The organism is Cupriavidus sp. 291-E7 (assembly GCF_057798835.1).
Genome location: NZ_JBYOJV010000032.1, coordinates 20,242 through 36,764, shown reverse-complemented (window position 1 = coordinate 36,764; position 16,523 = coordinate 20,242). Strand labels below are relative to the sequence as shown.

The window sequence follows — 16,523 nt, the reverse complement described above, 5'->3', positions numbered from 1 at the left end:
TCAGGAACCTTGGAACGCATAGGTGAAATAGTAGGAGGAAGAAACCGAACGCATGGTGTATGTCTCACCGTTGCGCGTGACGCGGTAGCAGGTCTGCATCGCGCTGAAGCGCGGATTGCCCACCGCCAGGCAGACCTCGTTGCTGTTGGGGGCCACCGTCAGCTGGCCGTTCGAGTAGCCGCCTGAACGCATGTTGGTCACACCGAAGGAACCATTCGGGCTGAACCGCATTTCGAGCTGCACACCGCTCGGCGCCGTCACCATGATCCGACCGAGCGACGCGACATGGCGGCTCAGATCGTCCCCCGACACCACCGTCGCTTCCGGTCCGGAGAGTGGCGGCACATTGGATGGCTTTGGCGCGGCCGCAACCGTGGCGGTTGCCTGCTCGGCGCGAAACTTCTGCAGCGCGGCGGTAGCGCGTGCCGGTACCTGATCGATCCAGGCCGCCGGGATGGCAAAGTTCAGATTCTGCGCATCACGGATCGTCATGTAAGACACGCCGACCAGACGCCCTTCCGAATCGAACAGCCCGCCGCCGCTGGACCCCGGCGAGATCGGCGCCGTCATCTGCAGGCGTACGATATTGTCATCCCTGTCGTGATGGAGCGCGGCCAGCAGTCCGTCCGATAGCGTCAGCTCCAGGCCGCGAGGCGCGCCCAAGGCATACACGCGGTCCCCGACCTTCAGGCTGGCGAGCGGTGCGACCGGGACTGCGGGCGCGGCAAGATCCTTCGCGCGCAGGATGCACAGATCGCGATCCACATCCGCATATTCGAGACGAGCGCCATGCGAGGTGTTCTCACGCTTGACGGCAATGCTCTTGCCGTGAAACAGCACATGGCAATTGGTGACCAGCTTGTCCGGTCCGATCACGACTCCGCTGCCCTGACCAATACGGCGCACCTGGGCATCGAACACGTGGACGACCCAGATGCTGGGCGCGCGCAGCGCATAGATCTGGGCCGCATCGAGCGCGTGCGCCGGTGCCGCCAGCAACTGCGCGCAAAGCGCGCCGGCGACGACCGAAAGCAGCTTCCTGACCCCGCCGCGGCTGACCATGCCGCGGAAATTCTTGTGTTTTGTGAGCATCCGCGACCGTTGATTTTGGAATTTGAATAACGACGGAAACCGCGACGCGAGTGTAACGGAATAAGTATTGAAAGAGCGTCGACGTTGCGCGCACCCCACGTCATGAGGAGGTGGCAGACAGGTGGGGTGCGGGAACTTGTTTGGTTCCCAAGTCAATATCGGGGCTGCCTTCGCCGGGCCGCCATACCGATATGCCAAATCGGTCGTTTGGCGATAACGGTGACGCAGCTAGACTGGGCGCCCAATTTTCAGACTGAAATCAAGCGTTTCATGGCTTTCCCAATCACTACCCGCGTGGCCCTGGCCATGACATTTGGCTTGGCCGCCGCAGCGGCCACCGGCAACGCTACTGCCGACACCTATCCCAGCCGTCCGATCCGCCTGGTCGCGCCGTTCCCGCCGGGCGGCGCCACCGATGTGCTGGCGCGACTACTAGGCAAGCAACTTGGCGAGCGGCTGGGCCAGCCCGTGGTCGTGGAAAACCGCGCCGGCGCGGGCACCATCGTCGGTGCCAGCTATGTTGCCAAGGCAGCGCCGGATGGCTATACGCTGCTACTGACGGCGGGCACTACCACGTTCACGATCAACCCGGCGCTGCAAAACAACCTGCCATACGATCCGGTGAAAAGCTTCGAGCCGATCGGCTTTGCCACGCGCCTGCCGCTGGTACTGATCACCAATCCCAAGGCACAGATCGCGGACCTGAAGCAGCTGGTTGCCAAGGCCAAGGCCGAGCCCGGCAAATACAGCTATGGAACGTTCGGCGAAGGCAGCACCGCGCATTTCGCCGGTGAACTGCTTTGGTACAACGCGGGCATCAAGCTCGTGCACGTGCCCTACAAGGGCAGCGCGCCGGCCATGAACGATCTGATCGGCGGACAGATTCCGCTGGCCATCGACACCGTGACGGCGGCGGCGCCACAAATCAAGGCGGGCAAGATCAAGGCGCTGGCGGTAACCACTGCACGCCGGTCCGCGCAACTTCCCGATGTGCCGACGGCCGCGGAGGCCGGTATTTCCGGCGTCGACATCGATGCGTGGTCCGTGCTGACCGCCCCGCGCGGCCTGCCCGCCGACGTCAAACAAAAGCTGACGAAGGCGTTGGCCGATACGCTGGCCGATCCCGCGACACGCAAGCAACTGATCGAAGCCGGCTTCGAGCCTCGCTATGGCACACCGGCCCAGGCCGAGGCGCAGATCGAGGCCGAGCTGCCAAAGATGCGCGCCATTGCGCGCCGGGCAGGCATCAGCAGCCAGTAACCACGACGCAATCCGGCGGCGTTCGCGCCGCCGTTCGCAGGCACGAACCACCAACGGTCACGCCCGCAACCGCCCAAGCACGTCCGGATTTGCCAGATTCACCGGCATACCGGCAAAGAAGCTGTTGATATTGTCGAACGCGCCGCCGTAGTACGCCTCGTAGTTGTCCTTCTCCACGAAGCCGATGTGGGGCGTGCACAAGGCGTTATCGAGCCGCAGCAGCGGTTCATCGGCGCCCAGCACCGGTTCCCGTTCGTACGCATCCACGGCGGCAAAGCCTGGTCGCCCGGCCTGCAATGCGCTGACCAGCGCGCCCGCCTCGACAAGCTCGGCCCGGCTCGTATTGACGAGCAGACCCGTGGGCTTCATGGACGCAAGATCCTGCGCCGTGACGATGCCTTCGGTGTCCGCGTTCAGCCGGATATGCAGGCTGACCACATCGCTCTCCGCGAAGAACGCCTCGCGCGATGGCGCCACCTCGAAGCCATCGTTGCGTGCATCGGCGGTGGATGCGTCCCGTCCCCACACCCACACTTTCATGCCGAACGCCCGGCCAAAGTCCGCCACCTGCCTGCCGATGCGCCCATAGCTCCAGACTCCAAGCCGCTGGCCGCGCAGTTGCTGCCCCAGGTAACCCTGCCACTGCCCGGCACGCAGCCGGTTCACTTCCGCCACGAGATGGCGCCGGCTGGCCAGTATCAGCGCCCACGTCAGCTCTGCCGTTGCAGCGCCGGAGCCGCTGCCCTCGGCTACCGCAATGCCGCGTTCGGTGCAGGCGCGCAGATCGATGTGTCCCGCCACCTTGCCGGTCTGGCTGATCATCCGCAGCCGTGGCAAGCGATCGAGCAATGCCGCCGTGACGACAGTCCGCTCACGCGTGAGGACGATGGCATCGGCATCGGCCAGACGCGCCGCCAGCGCGTCGACCGGCTTCACGTTGTCATGGTGGACGATCACGTCATGGCTGGCCAGCCGCGCAAAACAGTCCAGGGTGCGGACACAGTCCTGATAGTCGTCGGGAATCACGATGCGCATATGAGACCTTGTCTGGCGTCCAGCCGGTTATCGGGTGCCGATGAGTGTAGGAAGAAAACGACGGGAGAAAAGCCTTTATTTCCATTCCGTGGAAATCAAACGTTTCAGACCCTGTTCGGCGCTCGCGCATTGTCCTAGATTCAACGTTGCGTCCCGAAGTGCCGCCGTCTCACGCCATCCGAGATCGCTGTCGGCGGACGCCATCAAGATAACAATGACAAAGGAGCGCCCCATGCCCACCTACCAGCTACAGGTCAACGGCAAACAGCATGCCGTGGACGTCGATAGCGATACCCCTCTTCTCTACGTGCTACGCGACAACCTTGCGCTGCACGGTCCCAAATTCGGTTGTGGCCTTGGCCAGTGCGGCGCCTGCACGGTGCTGTTCAACGGCGCGGCCACGCGGTCCTGCGTGCTGCCGGTGGCCTCGGTCGGCGATGCCCGCATCACCACGCTGGAGGGCCTGGGCACACCCGACAGGCCGCACCCGGTGCAGGCCGCCTTTATCGCGGAGCAGGCCGCCCAATGCGGATACTGCATCAACGGCATGGTGATGACGTCCGTCAGCCTGCTGGCGCAGAATCCCAAGCCTTCCGAATCGCAGATTCGTGACACCCTGGCTGGAAACCTGTGTCGCTGCGGCACCCATACCCGCATCATCAAGGCCGTGCAGCGCGCTGCCGAGACCGTAGCCAAGGAGGCATGACATGGATCGTCGCGCATTCCTCAAGGGTAGCGGCGGGCTGCTGGTGTCGTTCACCCTGCCCGGTCTGGTTTCCACCGCGCATTCGCAATCGGTCACGGGTATCGACGCCACGGGCCAGACCGTCGTCAAGACATCCACGGCCAAAGGCGAAGTCGACGCCTGGCTGGCGATTGGCCCGGACGGCCGCGTCACGGTCTACAGCGGCAAGGTCGATCTGGGCACCGGTGCACGGACCTCTCTCGCACAGATGGTGGCCGAAGAACTCGATGTCCGCTTTCACCAGGTCGACATGATCATGGGCGATACGTTGCTGACGCTCGACCAAGGTCAGACCGCAGGCAGCCTGACCATCCAGGATGGCGGCGGCACGCTGCGCCGCGCCGCTGCTTCCGCGCGACGGGCGCTGCTCGGCAAGGTGGCCTCGCAATGGTCCGTCGATGCCGGCACGCTCGTCGTGGCCGACAGCGTGATCTCCACCCCGGACGGCCAACGCAAGATCGGCTATGGCGAGCTGGTTGCCGGCAAGCCGCTGCAGGTGGCGCTGGACCCGAAGGTTCCGCTCAAGGCACCGGCCCGGCACAAACTCGTCGGCAAGAACGTCCCGCGCGTGGATATTCCGGGCAAGGTCACCGGCCAGTTCACGTTCATGCAGGATTTCCGGTTGCCGGGCATGCTGCACGCGCGCGTCATTCGCCCATCCGGCCCGGGTGCCAGGCTGGTCAGCGTGGACGAATCATCGATCCGTGATCTGCCCGGCGTGCGCATCGTCCGCAAGCAGGACTTTCTGGCCGTGGTCAGCCCGAGCGAATGGGGCGCCATCAAGGCCGCGCGCAACCTCAAGGTGAGCTGGGACGATCCCCCCCACTTCCCCGATCAGGCCGAGCTGTATGCGTACTGGCGCAAGCTGCCGGTCAGCAATGTCGAGACCGCCGCCAACAAGGGCGACGTTGCCACTGCGTTGGCGGGTGCGGCCAAACGCATCGAAGCCACGTACGAGTTTCCGCCCCATACGCACGGCTCCATCGGTCCCGCCTGCGCCGTGGGTGACTTCCGCGATGGCCAGTGCACGATCTGGTCGGCCGCGCAATCCACGCACTCGCTGCAAGGCGAAATCGCACTGACGCTCGGCGTAGACAAATCGAAAGTCCGCCTGATCTACCTGGACGGCGCCGGATGTTATGGCCGTAATGGTCATGAAGACTGCTCGGCCGACGCCGCACTGGTCTCGCAACTTGCCGGAGCACCGGTGCGCGTGCAATGGATGCGCGCCGACGAACACGGCTGGGACCCCAAAAGCCCACCGACGGCCATCGACATGAAAGGCGGCCTCGACGCGCAAAAGCGGCCTGTCGCCTGGCAATCCGAGTTCTACGTCGCTGCGCAGAAAGGCTCGATCGCCGAGTTCCCGCTGCTGGCGACGGTCACCTCCGGCATCAAGCGACCGGCCTATGTCACGGGCAATATCTCGAAGAATGCGGACGTGCTGTACGCCCTGCCCAATGTCAGCACCAAGGTCTACCGGCTGACCGACAGCGCGTTCCGCACGGCTCACTTGCGCTCGCCTGGCCGACTGCAGAACTCATTCGCCAACGAAGCGTTCTTCGACGAACTGGCGATGGCCGCCGGCGCCGACCCGCTGCAATGGCGCCTGGACTATCTCTCCGATCCACGCGCGCGCGCCGTGCTGGAGGACGTGGCAAAGCTTTCAAACTGGAACGCGAAGACCGCCAGGGCAATCCGCCGCAAGGGAGACCCGCGCGACGTGGTCCGCGGTCGCGGCGTGGCCTTCGTCCGCTACGACAACGACCGCACCTACGTCGCCACCGTGCTGGAAGTGGCGGTCAACCGCAAGGACGGCCACATCCGCGTGACCGACGTCTGGTGCAGCCACGATTGCGGTCAGATCATCAATCCGGATGGCACGCGAAATCAGATCGAGGGCGGCATCGTGCAAACCATCAGCCGTGTGTTGATGGAGGAGCTGCGGTTCGACGCGCACCGCGTGACGTCGCTCGACTGGGCGAGTTATCCGATCCTGCGATTCCCTGACGTTCCGAACATCCAAATCAGTCTGATCGATCGACCGGAAGCACCGCCCTGGGGGGCCGGGGAAATGGCGCCGGCCACGATTCCAGGGGCCGTTTCCAACGCAGTGTTTGCGGCCACGGGCGTGAGACTCAGGTCGGTGCCGTTCTTGCCGGAGAAGATGCTGGTGGGGTTGAGAGGGACGGGGCGACGGCTTGAGGGGAAGGTCGGGGTCTGAGGTTGGATGGACTGTTGGCTGCCGGGGTTTTTGACTCGGTAGCCAACACTCATAACGTGGGCGCGTTGCTCGTCTTCGCACAGCGGCCCTTACAACCCCTTCTCCACCATCTCCAACAACCTCTCCCCAATCACCCCCGCCTGCTCCTTCGCCCTGCTCCGCAGTGGCCCATCTATCAGCAGCACTGCCAATCCGTGCACCGCCGACCAGGCGATGTACTCCGCCCCAGGCCTCCGCTCCGCCGACAGCAATCCGGCCTCGACCCACCGATCCAGCGCAGCCCCAAGCAATTCAAACGGATTCAGACCGCTATTGCCCGCTTTCGCCGGGTCCGCATCGCCCTCTACATCGTCAGGCACCGAAAACGCTGTTCGAAATAACCCAGTCTCGACCAACGCAAACTGCAGATAGCCGATCCCCACCGCACGCAAACTGCCGCGTGCACGTTCGGCCGGTGTGGCATCGGGTGGGATCGCCGCCATCTCGGCTTCCATCGCCATCGCCAGGCTGGAGAGCGCCGATGCCCGCACCGCTTGCAGCAAATCCTGCCGGCTGGCGAAGTGACGGTAGGCGGCGTTGGGTACCACGCCGGCACGGCGCGTGGCTTCGCGTAAGACGATCGCGTCGGGGCCGCCTTCGCGGGCCAGGTCGATGCCGGCTTCCAGCAGCGCGCGGCGCAGGTCGCCGTGGCGGTAGGTGGTGCGGGTGGGAGGCGTTGCAGCGGCAGTACGTGTCATCTCAGCTCCCCATGTGGACGTTGTCCACTCATCTTCGAATAATAGTAGACAGTGTACACAAATACTGCCAGTTTCTGATACGCCACTGCGCGGCAAATATCGCGCCGCAAGCGCCACGTTTACAGGATGGGAGCGAACAGTTTTGCCACGTGCATGGCCACGCGCAGGATGACCGGCGAACCCAGAAAATCTTCGGAATCGATCTGGCGAGCCTGGGCGAAGTCGGCTTCGAGCATGCGCGCGACATCGGCGGCGAAGTCGGGATGCGCGGTCATCACCATCATTTCGAAGTTCAGGCGGAACGACCTGTTGTCCAGGTTGGCGGTGCCGACGGCCGCCGCTTCGTCGTCGATCAGAATCACCTTTTGATGGAGGAAGCCCGGCTGGTAGCGATAGATCTTCACCCCCGCGCGAACGGCCTGGTATGCGTAGATCGTCGATGCGCCGTACACCACCAGGTGATCGGGGCGGGACGGAATCAGGATGCGTACATCCACGCCGCGTAGCACTGCGAGCCGCAGCATGGCGAAGACGGCTTCATCGGGCACAAAGTATGGCGAAGTCATCCAGAGCCTGCGCGTGGCGGACTGGATGGCTTCCACAAAGAACAGTGAACAGGTTTCCTGTGCATCGGCAGGTCCGGACGGCACGATCTGGCACACCATGTCGCCCACGTAGCCGGGCGGTGGCGTCATCAGGAAGGGCACCTCGCGCGCGGCCCAGTACCAGTCTTCCGCAAAGGCCATCTGCAGGTCGAGCACTGCGGCGCCGCGGATATCGATATGCGTATCGCGCCACGGTGCCAGCGGCGGGCGGCGGCCCAGATATTCATTGCCAACATTGTGTCCGCCGACGAATGCCCGCGCCCCATCGACGATCACCAGCTTGCGGTGATTGCGGAAATTAAGCTGAAAGCGATTGACGAAGCCTGGATGGGTAGAAAACGGGCGCGCCTCCACACCAGCGTGCTGAAGGATGCGAATGTAGCCCCGCCCCAGCGCGTGGCAACCAATGCTGTCGTACAGGAAGTAAACCTTGACCCCGGCGCGGGCCTTGTCGCACAGGCGCTGCTGCAGCGCGCGCCCGAGTTCGTCGTCATGCACGATGAAGAACTGCACCAGCACTTGCTGCGTGGCGCCTTCGATTGCGGCGAAGATCGCTTCGAACGTGGCGTCGCCATTGATCAGCAGACGCACATCGTTGTTCTTCAGGCATGGCATGCCCGTCAGCGTCGGCAGCGCGCGCAGGTAGGCCTGGTCAGGCATCGGCAACACGGCGGCAGCCAGCGCTTCGCGCTCCTGCGCGGTCATGCCGTGGCGGATCTCGCGCAGGCGATCGTTATTGAAGCGGCGCGCGTTGACGTAGCCCTCGAAGCGGCTGCGCCCGAAGATCAGGTAAGGGATGATGGCGAAGTACGGCATCATCACCAGCGACCCGGCCCATGCGATGGCACCAGGCGCGGTGCGCACCGTCATGACGGCATGCAACGCCGCGATGATTCCAACGATGTGGAACGCGAGAATGACCGCGGCAATCACGCTAGGACTGAGCATAGGCACGTATACCGTGAACGGCCCTGGACAGGATGAGCCGTATTCTGGCACAGCGCGTCACTTCCCGGCAGCAAGCCGTGACGCACACCACGATTGCCCATTTTTTAATCACGCCGATCCGGTACCCGCCCACCGCATGGCCGCGCCAGCATCGGTCGCGGTTATCCACACAATCTGTGGATAACGATGAGGGTATTCCTATGATCACTCAGGGATGTTTCATCGGTCCTTTTAAGGGAACACCGATTGTTGCACCTATGCCCCGTCGATACGCTGCATCGTGTTTGCCCAATTCAATGCGTTTCGCAGGATCGATAGTGTGTCGTATGAATACTCCATCCAACATTGCGCTGCTGGCCAGCCGCACATCACCTCTCTATCCCATGCAGGAGTTGCTCTCCATTGCGGGATTCCAATGCAGCGTATTCCAGTCCGGCCGGGACCTGATCCACGGCCTGGGCCACGACAGCTACGACATGCTTCTGATTGACCGGGATCTACCGGACATTTCCGCCATCGACGTCATTCGGGCCGTACGTGCGGTACGCAACCGCGATGTGCCGATCGTGATGTTCTCGAGCGAGAGCAACGATGACGACATGGTTGAAGCGCTGGACGCCGGCGCGGACGATTACATCGTACGTCCGCTCAATGCGCGCGTGCTGCTTGCCCGCATCGCCGCACTGCGCCGCCGAATGGCAGGCACCCGTCTGTCGGCCCACATTCCGCTGCGCGCCGGCCCGTACGAGCTCAATAATCCGGGGCGCTACGCCATGCTGAATGGGCAACGCATTCCGATGACGCCCAAAGAGTTCGACCTCGCCATGCTGATGTTCGCCAATGCTGGCCGCATCCTGGCCACTTCCCGCATCGAAAACACCATCTGGGGACATTCGCTCTCCCATTCCTCGCGCGCGCTGGCCGGACTGGTCTCGCGCATGCGTCGCACGCTCGATCTCTGCGCCGAAAACGGGGTGACGGTCACGGTGGTCTATGCGCAAGGCTACCGGCTGGACATTCTCGACAGTGCCGCGCGCGCCGAGCTGACCGCCCATCGTGCGCCGCGCCTGAGCATCGCGGCACTGGCTGACCACTAAGGGGCCGACCGCTAGTTCTCCAGCTCTCCGCGAGCGGCAAGGTCGGCGATGTCGATGCATACGACACCCCGCTCCACGCCCTTCGCCCTGCGTTTGGCCACCGCGGCGGCAGCGCCGACATGCTGGCTGCCAAGACGCCAGGTGGCCATCGCCTCGGCGCCGACGCGAACCGCACCCACGGCCATCGTCACTGGCGGATAGAACATCGGGCGCCCGTGACGATCCTCACCCTGGATGCCGCCGGCAGCGCGATCTGCCGGCGCATACATGGCCAGCGCGCCGTCGTTGAAGCGCGTCATCGCATCGTGAATGCGCACCTCCCAATCGTCCCCCTGGAACAGCACCAGGAAGTCGTCGCCGCCGATGTGCCCCAGGAAGTCGCGGGCCGGATCGCAGGCCTGCGCCAGAATGGCGGCGGCACCTTTGAGCAACTCATCGCCCTTCCAGTAGCCGTAGTGGTCGTTGAAGGGTTTGAAGTGGTTCAGATCGGCATAGCAGGCATGGAACGGGCTGCGTGCCTCGATCAACCGGTCGATATGCTGATTCAACAGAATGTTGCCCGGCAGGAATGTCAGCGGGTTGGCATAGCGCGCCGCTTCCATGCGCACGTCGGTAATGGCGCGCAGCAGGTCCGCGCCCGTGCCAAGACCTACATAGCGGCCTTCGTCGGTGATCACAAAACCGTCCGCCAGCGCACGCGACGGCTCGCCGGCAACGTGCTGGGCCATCTCCTCCAGCGTGGCACGCCTGTCGAAGCAGACAGGTTCAAGGTTGGCCAGCGCAATGCATGCCTTGCGGCCGTATAGCTCGCGGTGAAATGGCGTCGCGTACCGATCAATCAGCGTCTGCCGGTTGATCAGCGCGATGGGACGCCGGCCTTCGTCGACCACTGCCATCGCATGCAGGTCGCTGTGTTCATGAAACCGCGCCAGTACATCGTTGTTCGGAGTTTCTGCACTGACGGCCGGCATCGGACGCAATAGTTGTCCCGCTGTCATGCCCGACCAGCCGGTGCGTAGCGTTTGCGGAAATACAGCGATCTGACGCGATGCCAGCACCGTACGCACCTCCGCCGTGATCTCGCTGGGCGGATGTGCGGCAGGACGTCCCAGAAAATAGCCCTGCCCCGCCGCCACGCCCAGATCGCGCACCAGCGCCAGTTCCTCGGCGGTCTCGATGCCCTCGGCAATCACGCGGCCGCCCAGCGCGTGCATCATGTTCAGGACAGCCCGCAGCACCTCCAGCCTGCGTGAGCTGGCCTGAATGCCGCGCACCAGCGATTTATCGATCTTGATGTATTGTGGGGTCAGCTCGGCCAACCGGTCCAGGTTGGCATGGCCGGTTCCGAAGTCGTCCAGCGCGTACTGCATGCCCAGTTCCGTCAGCACCGCCACGACCTGCGCAAAGCTCGCGGCATCGCCTACCGCGGTCTGCTCGGTGACCTCGATGACCACGCGCGATGGTGCGATGCGGATTGCCGCGCCTTGCCCACCATCCAGGCCCAGCAGCGATGCCATGACGCGGCCGCGCTGGTCCAGCAGATGGCGCAGCGTCAGCGGACTGAAATTCAGGAACAGCTTGCCGGGCAGATGCAATGCCGCCCAGGACGCCAGCGCGGTCCGGGCCGCCGACATTTCCAGGGCCACGGTCGTGCCCGTCTCATGAGCCATGCGAAACAAAGCGTCAGGAGACGCGTGCATCGACCCGGCAGGCCCGCGAATCAGCGCCTCGTAACCCAGGACCTCCCCGCTTGCCAGCGTCACGATAGGCTGGAACACCGCATGCAGCGGTGGCGGTCGCACGGCCTCTCGGGCCGCAGCCAGATTGGAGGCAACGGTCAGCATGAAACGGATTCGGACGGATGGCAGGCCACCTGCTTGGTAACGGCCGGCCACAAGCATTCTTGAGCACGACTTTGCAATTCAGGCACACATGAAACGCGCGCCATTGCAGGACAGAAATATGTCATCCGTGTGACAAACTCGTCGCATGCCATTTGTCACATTGTTGTCATACAGGTCGCCGAGGATCACGCCGCACTGCAACAAGACCAGGCCCCGCGATACGTCTTCATGACCGCATCGACGAGAGGCCGGCCTGCTGCGGTTTGCCAGGGTCATGTATGGCGGAGCGTTGCTCCGAAGGAGTTCTGTTGTGTTGCAAGCCATCAAGCTTGGATTGCCGGGGCGGCGCGGCCAATCCGTATGGAAAGGACTGGCGGCGCTGCCGCTGGTGGTGCGTCTTTCCGCGGCGTTTGTCTTGATCTACGCGTTCGGCGCGATTGTCGGTCTCACCGGCATTTTCAATCTGATCGACCTGAAGCGCGACACCGACAAGCTCTACCAGCGCGATATGCGCGGCGCCATCGCGGCCGAGCGCGCACAGGCGTCGCTGGCCATGCTGGGCCGCGCGCAGCTTGCGCTGACGCTGGCCACCAGTTCCGCCGAACGCGATACCGCGTCCAACGATATCGCGCATGCTTCCAGGCAGCTCGATGCAGCGGTCGATGGCGTACGCCAGGCCGCGCCTGCCCAGGCCCGCGCATTGCTGAACGAACGCAAGGCCGCCGGAGAACTGGTGGACAAGTACGTCGACCTGATCCGCAAGCAACCGCTCGACTCGCTGCAATTCGATGCGGCGGTCTCCATCGACGGCCATTTCCTTGGCGAGCAACTGCAAAAGCTTGGCGCACTGATCGAAACCACACGGGTGTCGATGGCCCAGCAGGCTGCTGATACGGTAGCTGGCGTAGCCTCGGCACAGGTGACGGCGCAAACCGTGATGAGCGTGTTGCTGGTGGCCAGTTTGGTTTCGGCCGCCGCGCTCGCATGGATTGCCGCACGCAGCCTGACGCGCGAACTCGGCGGGGAGCCGCGCGATGCAGCGAGCATCGCCACGCGCATCGCCAGCGGCGACCTCACAGCTCGGATTACCTTGCGCGAACACGACAGCAGCAGTCTGCTGTTCAACCTGGCGGGCATGCGTGATCAGCTCGCCGGCGTACTGGCGCGCATTCAGCAGTGTGCGCACGAGATTTCCACTGCAAGCGACGGCATCGCCCACGGCAACCAGGAATTGGCCACGCGCACCGGGCAGCAAGCCAGTGCGTTGACGGAGGCCACGACCAATGTCGCGCGCCTGACCACGCTCGTCCAGCAGGCCCATGCACAGGCGCAGGAGTCCAGCGACATGGCCAGTCGCGCCCGCGAGGCCACGGGAGTCGGCATGGCGGCAGTGCGCGATATGAGCGGCGCCATGTCGAACGTCCACGCGCAGTCCCGCAATATCTCGGAAATCGTGTCCGTCATCGAAGGCATCGCCTTTCAGACCAATATCCTGGCACTCAACGCCGCGGTGGAAGCTGCGCGAGCTGGCGAGGCAGGCCGAGGCTTCGCCGTCGTGGCGCAGGAAGTGCGCGCCCTCGCCCAGCGCAGTGCCACCGCCGCACGCGAGATTGGCGGCATCATCGGCGATGCCGCCAATGAAATCGCCCGTGGCGCCGACCTCAGCGGCCGCGTGGAGGCGGCCATGTCGGGCATCGACGCCGCCGTGAACCACAGCCATACCCTGGCCGCCGAACTGCGCATGCTGGCCGACGAACAGGCCGATGGCATCCGCACCGTGGGCGACGCGCTGTCCCGGCTGGAACAGACCAGCGCCGACAATGCCAAGCTCGTCGACGTCGTCAGCGAGCAGGCGACACAGCTCGATCACCAGGCAGCCTCGCTGGAAGCCGACGTTGCACGCTTTCAGTTCTGAACCCTGAGTTTCTGCCGCACTGCCACAAACTTCAGCTTCGTCGCGCGCCGCCGTAATTAAGTCAGATCCGATTCGCTATACGGCCGCCCACCGTTAGCATGGCGTTTGCGCCATCGCCTTGAAAGCGGGGGCCGATCGAGACTTGGATCAACGCTGAGGCTGACGGAACGCGGAGAACACGCATGCTACGCAAGGCAGTGCAGGACGATATGTCGTTCCAGGAAGATTTCGAAGCAGCCGGCCGCGACTGGGCACCCAGACTCAAGCCCTGCGGAACCTGTCACGCCTGCGAACAGGCGGTCGGCCAGGCAGACCTTTTCTGCAGCATCACCTGCCAATACGCATTCGAGCATTTCGAAATGCGATTACTGCAGAAGGGCTAGAACAATCTGTCAGTTATTGGCTGTTAGCCTGCCCCGCCGGGCCGTCTGCCCGCTTCGTGTCATTCCGGCGAACATTTCCTTTCAAATTCCTGTCAACCAGGCTCGCTCACCACCCGTTGAGGCGTGCATTACGGCGATATCCGCAGCGCGGATCAGGCCGGAAAACAAGGCCTGGCGCGGCAGGTGTGTCCGCGAGAAACACTTGGACCCACGCAGTAACCGGCATTTACGAGTCCCGCGTAAAAGTTACACAACTGTTGCACTTACGAACACTTTGTGTCGACTTTCCCACGCAAAAGCCGGATACGCTTGATTCATCCCATCACCGATTGACCACGAGAAATCATGACCGAACGCCTCATCATGCTGGACGTACCCGGCGTCCTGTACTCGGACCGCTCCGCTGCCCGCCTGGGTGGTACGCCAAACACGGGGACCCTGCGTGACGTCAGGTTTTTCGATCCCATCGCCCTGGGCTATCTGCGCCGCCTCTTCGGTATTGCCGGAGCCCGTGTGGTGGTTTCGGACGCGTGGCGCCGAGGCACGCCGGCCGCCATCTTCCAGCAACTGGACCTGCAGGTGGAGGGAATGACGCCGCCGGTGCAAGGCGGGCATGTCGCGGAAATCGATGCCTGGTTCAGCCAGCACGCCGCGCCGGGTGCCTGGGTCATCCTGTCGACCTCGCCGGCCGCGTCCTTCACCGAGGCACAACGTGCCCGCCTGGTGCAGGTAGACCCGGCCGAAGGTCTGACCGTGGACAACTTCCGCCGCGCGCTGGACATCCTCGGCGTCGCCTGCCCGTCCACCGTCACGCCGGATTCGCGTGTAGAGCCCGGTCTGAAGGCCAAGCTGCGCCACCTGCAACGCCTGGCACGCGATGAACCCGAGCGTTTCATGCCGGCCCCCGCCGCCGCCGAGGCACGCGAGCAGGCGATGGCCATCGCCGTGGCCAGCCTGACCGGCAAGCATCTGGAGCCGATCGGCATCCACGCATAAGATTGCCGCCTTAGCATCACGCCGTGATGCAATGCAAAAAAATGGCCGCCAGTCATGGCGGCCATTTTTTATGCTGGGTCTGAGAATTAGCGGGCGTTGAGCTTCACGGCCGGGAAATCCACCGGTACGTTGAAGGCAACGTTGATGTAGTTGGTGAACAGGTTCAGCGCGACATGGGCGACGATCTCGACTATCTCGCCGTCGTTGAAGCCCACTTCGCGCAGCCGCGCCACATCCGCGTCAGACGCCTGGCCGCGTGCCTCCACCACCTGCAGCGCAAAAGCCAGTGCCGCCGCCGTTTTCGGATCTTCTGATTGGCCCGACTGGGCCGCCGTCATCTCGGCCGACGACGCACCGGCCTTGCGTCCAAGCGCCGTGTGAGCAGCCAGGCAGTATTCGCAACGGTTGCGATCGGCCACGGCCACCGCGATCTGTTCGCCAAGCTTCGCCGGAATGACGCCGCCGCCGAGCGCGCCAAAGGCACCCCACATCGACTGCAGCGCCGCCGGCGAATTCGATACGGCACGGAACATCTGGGGAACGCCGCCAAAGGCGGCCTGGATCTGGTTCAGGGCGGTCTGGCTGCCTGCCGGTGCGGACTTCGGTTCGGGCAGAGGAATGCGTGCGGTCATGATGAATCTCCTGTACGGGTGGTTGACTGGTTGAGATCAGGACGTCGCCGTCCTTGGGTTCCACTATGGTCGCCCACGGCGTACGATGGGATACCATCCATCCAGAAAACTTACCTATTCGTCCAGCCGTGACCGCCACTCCCGTCCTACCTACCGTGGATCGCCTGTCCGCGCTGCTTGAGCGGTTCAGCATCCACGCGCATCTGTTCCACACCGGCCCGCTGTGCGGCGTCTCGCGCTTTCACGAACCGGATCGCGGCTTCCTGCACGTCATGCGTGAAGGCGAGATGAGCGTCACGCACCAGACCAGGGGTCTGCCGCGCCGGTTGGAAATCCGCGAGCCGTCACTGCTGCTCTATCCCCGGCCAGCGCTCCACACGTTTCACAATCCACCGGCCGAGGGATCTCAGTTTTCGTGCGCGACGCTGGAATTTGCCGGTGGCGCCAGGAATCCGCTGGCCCGCGCGTTGCCGCCGCTGATCGTGCTGCCCCTTGCCGAGGTCCAGGGGCTTTCACCCGCGCTTTCGCTGCTCTTCGCAGAAACCGAACAAGTGCGCTGCGGCCAGCGGCTGCTGGCAGACAGGCTGTTCGAAGTGGTGGTGATCCAGTTGCTGCGCTGGATGCTCGATCATCCCGGCCGGGTCGGCGTGCAGCCCGGACTGATCTCGGGCCTGTCCGATCCACGACTGGCTAGGGCGCTAGTGGCGATGCACGAAGCGCCGGGGGAGAACTGGAATCTGGAGAAGATGACCGCATGCGCGGGCATGTCGCGCAGCGCATTCGCCACCGCGTTCCGCGACGTCGTGGGCCAGCCGCCGGCCGATTATCTGACCGACTGGCGCGTGAGCCTGGCGCAGGCCAGGCTGCGCGGCGGCGCGCCGCTCAAGTTGCTGGCCGACGAACTGGGCTATGCCAATCCGTCGGCGCTGTCGCGTGTGTTTCTGGCCAGGGTTGGCCAGTCTCCGCGCGACTGGCTACGCGCGGAGCAGAAGCATCTGCCGATGCCCTAG

14 protein-coding genes are annotated in these 16,523 nt (G+C 64.0%); 8 read left to right on the top strand and 6 right to left on the bottom strand.

Features of this window, described 5'->3' with window-relative positions:
• Complete coding sequence (locus AC3FLX_RS31395) at positions 1 to 1,248, bottom strand: S1C family serine protease (protein ID WP_488701226.1); 1,248 nt, start codon at positions 1,246 to 1,248, stop codon at positions 1 to 3.
• A 114-nt stretch (positions 1,249 to 1,362) separates the two neighbouring features.
• Here AC3FLX_RS31395 and AC3FLX_RS31390 point away from each other — a divergent pair, with 114 nt between their 5' ends.
• Complete coding sequence (locus AC3FLX_RS31390) at positions 1,363 to 2,352, top strand: tripartite tricarboxylate transporter substrate binding protein (RefSeq protein WP_488701225.1); 990 nt, start codon at positions 1,363 to 1,365, stop codon at positions 2,350 to 2,352.
• Positions 2,353 to 2,409: 57 nt separating this feature from the next.
• On the opposite strand, the gene AC3FLX_RS31385 is transcribed toward AC3FLX_RS31390, so the two are convergent.
• Positions 2,410 to 3,387, bottom strand: a complete 978-nt coding sequence (locus AC3FLX_RS31385; RefSeq protein WP_488701223.1) for a D-2-hydroxyacid dehydrogenase family protein — start codon at positions 3,385 to 3,387, stop codon at positions 2,410 to 2,412.
• 232 nt (positions 3,388 to 3,619) lie between these two features.
• On the opposite strand from AC3FLX_RS31385, the gene AC3FLX_RS31380 reads away from it, so the two are divergent.
• Entirely contained in the window at positions 3,620 to 4,093 is a 474-nt protein-coding gene (locus tag AC3FLX_RS31380) for a (2Fe-2S)-binding protein (RefSeq protein WP_488701222.1), read from the top strand.
• A 1-nt stretch (position 4,094) separates the two neighbouring features.
• Positions 4,095 to 6,356 (top strand): xanthine dehydrogenase family protein molybdopterin-binding subunit, encoded by a 2,262-nt coding sequence (locus AC3FLX_RS31375; RefSeq protein ID WP_488701221.1) that lies wholly within the window; start codon positions 4,095 to 4,097, stop codon positions 6,354 to 6,356.
• A gap of 89 nt (positions 6,357 to 6,445) precedes the next feature.
• Here the strand turns inward: AC3FLX_RS31375 and AC3FLX_RS31370 are convergent, their stop codons facing one another.
• Together AC3FLX_RS31370 and cls are read right to left on the bottom strand one after the other, a co-directional pair.
• The gene (locus AC3FLX_RS31370) at positions 6,446 to 7,093 is read right to left on the bottom strand and encodes a TetR/AcrR family transcriptional regulator (protein ID WP_488701220.1); all 648 of its coding nucleotides are present in this window, start codon (positions 7,091 to 7,093) and stop codon (positions 6,446 to 6,448) included.
• A gap of 119 nt (positions 7,094 to 7,212) precedes the next feature.
• Positions 7,213 to 8,646, bottom strand: a complete 1,434-nt coding sequence (gene cls / locus AC3FLX_RS31365; RefSeq protein ID WP_488701219.1) for a cardiolipin synthase — start codon at positions 8,644 to 8,646, stop codon at positions 7,213 to 7,215.
• 326 nt (positions 8,647 to 8,972) lie between these two features.
• Between cls and AC3FLX_RS31360 the strand changes: the two genes are divergently transcribed.
• Positions 8,973 to 9,743 (top strand): response regulator transcription factor, encoded by a 771-nt coding sequence (locus tag AC3FLX_RS31360; RefSeq protein WP_488701218.1) that lies wholly within the window; start codon positions 8,973 to 8,975, stop codon positions 9,741 to 9,743.
• A gap of 11 nt (positions 9,744 to 9,754) precedes the next feature.
• Here the strand turns inward: AC3FLX_RS31360 and AC3FLX_RS31355 are convergent, their stop codons facing one another.
• Positions 9,755 to 11,587 (bottom strand): EAL domain-containing protein, encoded by a 1,833-nt coding sequence (locus AC3FLX_RS31355; protein WP_488701217.1) that lies wholly within the window; start codon positions 11,585 to 11,587, stop codon positions 9,755 to 9,757.
• Between the two features lie 310 nt (positions 11,588 to 11,897).
• Between AC3FLX_RS31355 and AC3FLX_RS31350 the strand changes: the two genes are divergently transcribed.
• The 3 genes from AC3FLX_RS31350 (at position 11,898) to AC3FLX_RS31340 (ending at position 14,881) form a co-directional block, all read left to right on the top strand.
• Positions 11,898 to 13,502 carry a methyl-accepting chemotaxis protein gene (locus AC3FLX_RS31350; RefSeq protein ID WP_488701216.1) on the top strand — a complete coding sequence of 535 codons (1,605 nt, stop codon included), beginning with the start codon at positions 11,898 to 11,900 and terminating at the stop codon, positions 13,500 to 13,502.
• A 182-nt stretch (positions 13,503 to 13,684) separates the two neighbouring features.
• Positions 13,685 to 13,885, top strand: a complete 201-nt coding sequence (locus AC3FLX_RS31345) for a hypothetical protein (protein ID WP_488701215.1) — start codon at positions 13,685 to 13,687, stop codon at positions 13,883 to 13,885.
• Positions 13,886 to 14,230: 345 nt separating this feature from the next.
• On the top strand, positions 14,231 to 14,881 hold the full coding sequence (locus tag AC3FLX_RS31340) for an HAD domain-containing protein (RefSeq protein ID WP_488701214.1): 651 nt from the start codon (positions 14,231 to 14,233) through the stop codon (positions 14,879 to 14,881).
• An 86-nt stretch (positions 14,882 to 14,967) separates the two neighbouring features.
• Here the strand turns inward: AC3FLX_RS31340 and AC3FLX_RS31335 are convergent, their stop codons facing one another.
• Positions 14,968 to 15,513 (bottom strand): carboxymuconolactone decarboxylase family protein, encoded by a 546-nt coding sequence (locus AC3FLX_RS31335; RefSeq protein WP_488701212.1) that lies wholly within the window; start codon positions 15,511 to 15,513, stop codon positions 14,968 to 14,970.
• Positions 15,514 to 15,641: 128 nt separating this feature from the next.
• Here AC3FLX_RS31335 and AC3FLX_RS31330 point away from each other — a divergent pair, with 128 nt between their 5' ends.
• Positions 15,642 to 16,523, top strand: a complete 882-nt coding sequence (locus AC3FLX_RS31330) for an AraC family transcriptional regulator (protein ID WP_488701211.1) — start codon at positions 15,642 to 15,644, stop codon at positions 16,521 to 16,523.

What these genes read in the sequence shown, in the direction of transcription:
- AC3FLX_RS31355 (WP_488701217.1), bottom strand. Translation starts at nt 11,587, where the DNA reads ATGCTGACCGTTGCCTCCAATCTGGCTGCGGCCCGAGAGGCCGTGCGA.
- AC3FLX_RS31360 (WP_488701218.1), top strand. Translation starts at nt 8,973, where the DNA reads ATGAATACTCCATCCAACATTGCGCTGCTGGCCAGCCGCACATCACCT.
- AC3FLX_RS31380 (WP_488701222.1), top strand. Translation starts at nt 3,620, where the DNA reads ATGCCCACCTACCAGCTACAGGTCAACGGCAAACAGCATGCCGTGGAC.
- AC3FLX_RS31370 (WP_488701220.1), bottom strand. Translation starts at nt 7,093, where the DNA reads ATGACACGTACTGCCGCTGCAACGCCTCCCACCCGCACCACCTACCGC.
- AC3FLX_RS31390 (WP_488701225.1), top strand. Translation starts at nt 1,363, where the DNA reads ATGGCTTTCCCAATCACTACCCGCGTGGCCCTGGCCATGACATTTGGC.
- AC3FLX_RS31345 (WP_488701215.1), top strand. Translation starts at nt 13,685, where the DNA reads ATGCTACGCAAGGCAGTGCAGGACGATATGTCGTTCCAGGAAGATTTC.
- AC3FLX_RS31340 (WP_488701214.1), top strand. Translation starts at nt 14,231, where the DNA reads ATGACCGAACGCCTCATCATGCTGGACGTACCCGGCGTCCTGTACTCG.
- AC3FLX_RS31375 (WP_488701221.1), top strand. Translation starts at nt 4,095, where the DNA reads ATGGATCGTCGCGCATTCCTCAAGGGTAGCGGCGGGCTGCTGGTGTCG.
- AC3FLX_RS31335 (WP_488701212.1), bottom strand. Translation starts at nt 15,513, where the DNA reads ATGACCGCACGCATTCCTCTGCCCGAACCGAAGTCCGCACCGGCAGGC.
- AC3FLX_RS31385 (WP_488701223.1), bottom strand. Translation starts at nt 3,387, where the DNA reads ATGCGCATCGTGATTCCCGACGACTATCAGGACTGTGTCCGCACCCTG.
- cls (WP_488701219.1), bottom strand. Translation starts at nt 8,646, where the DNA reads ATGCTCAGTCCTAGCGTGATTGCCGCGGTCATTCTCGCGTTCCACATC.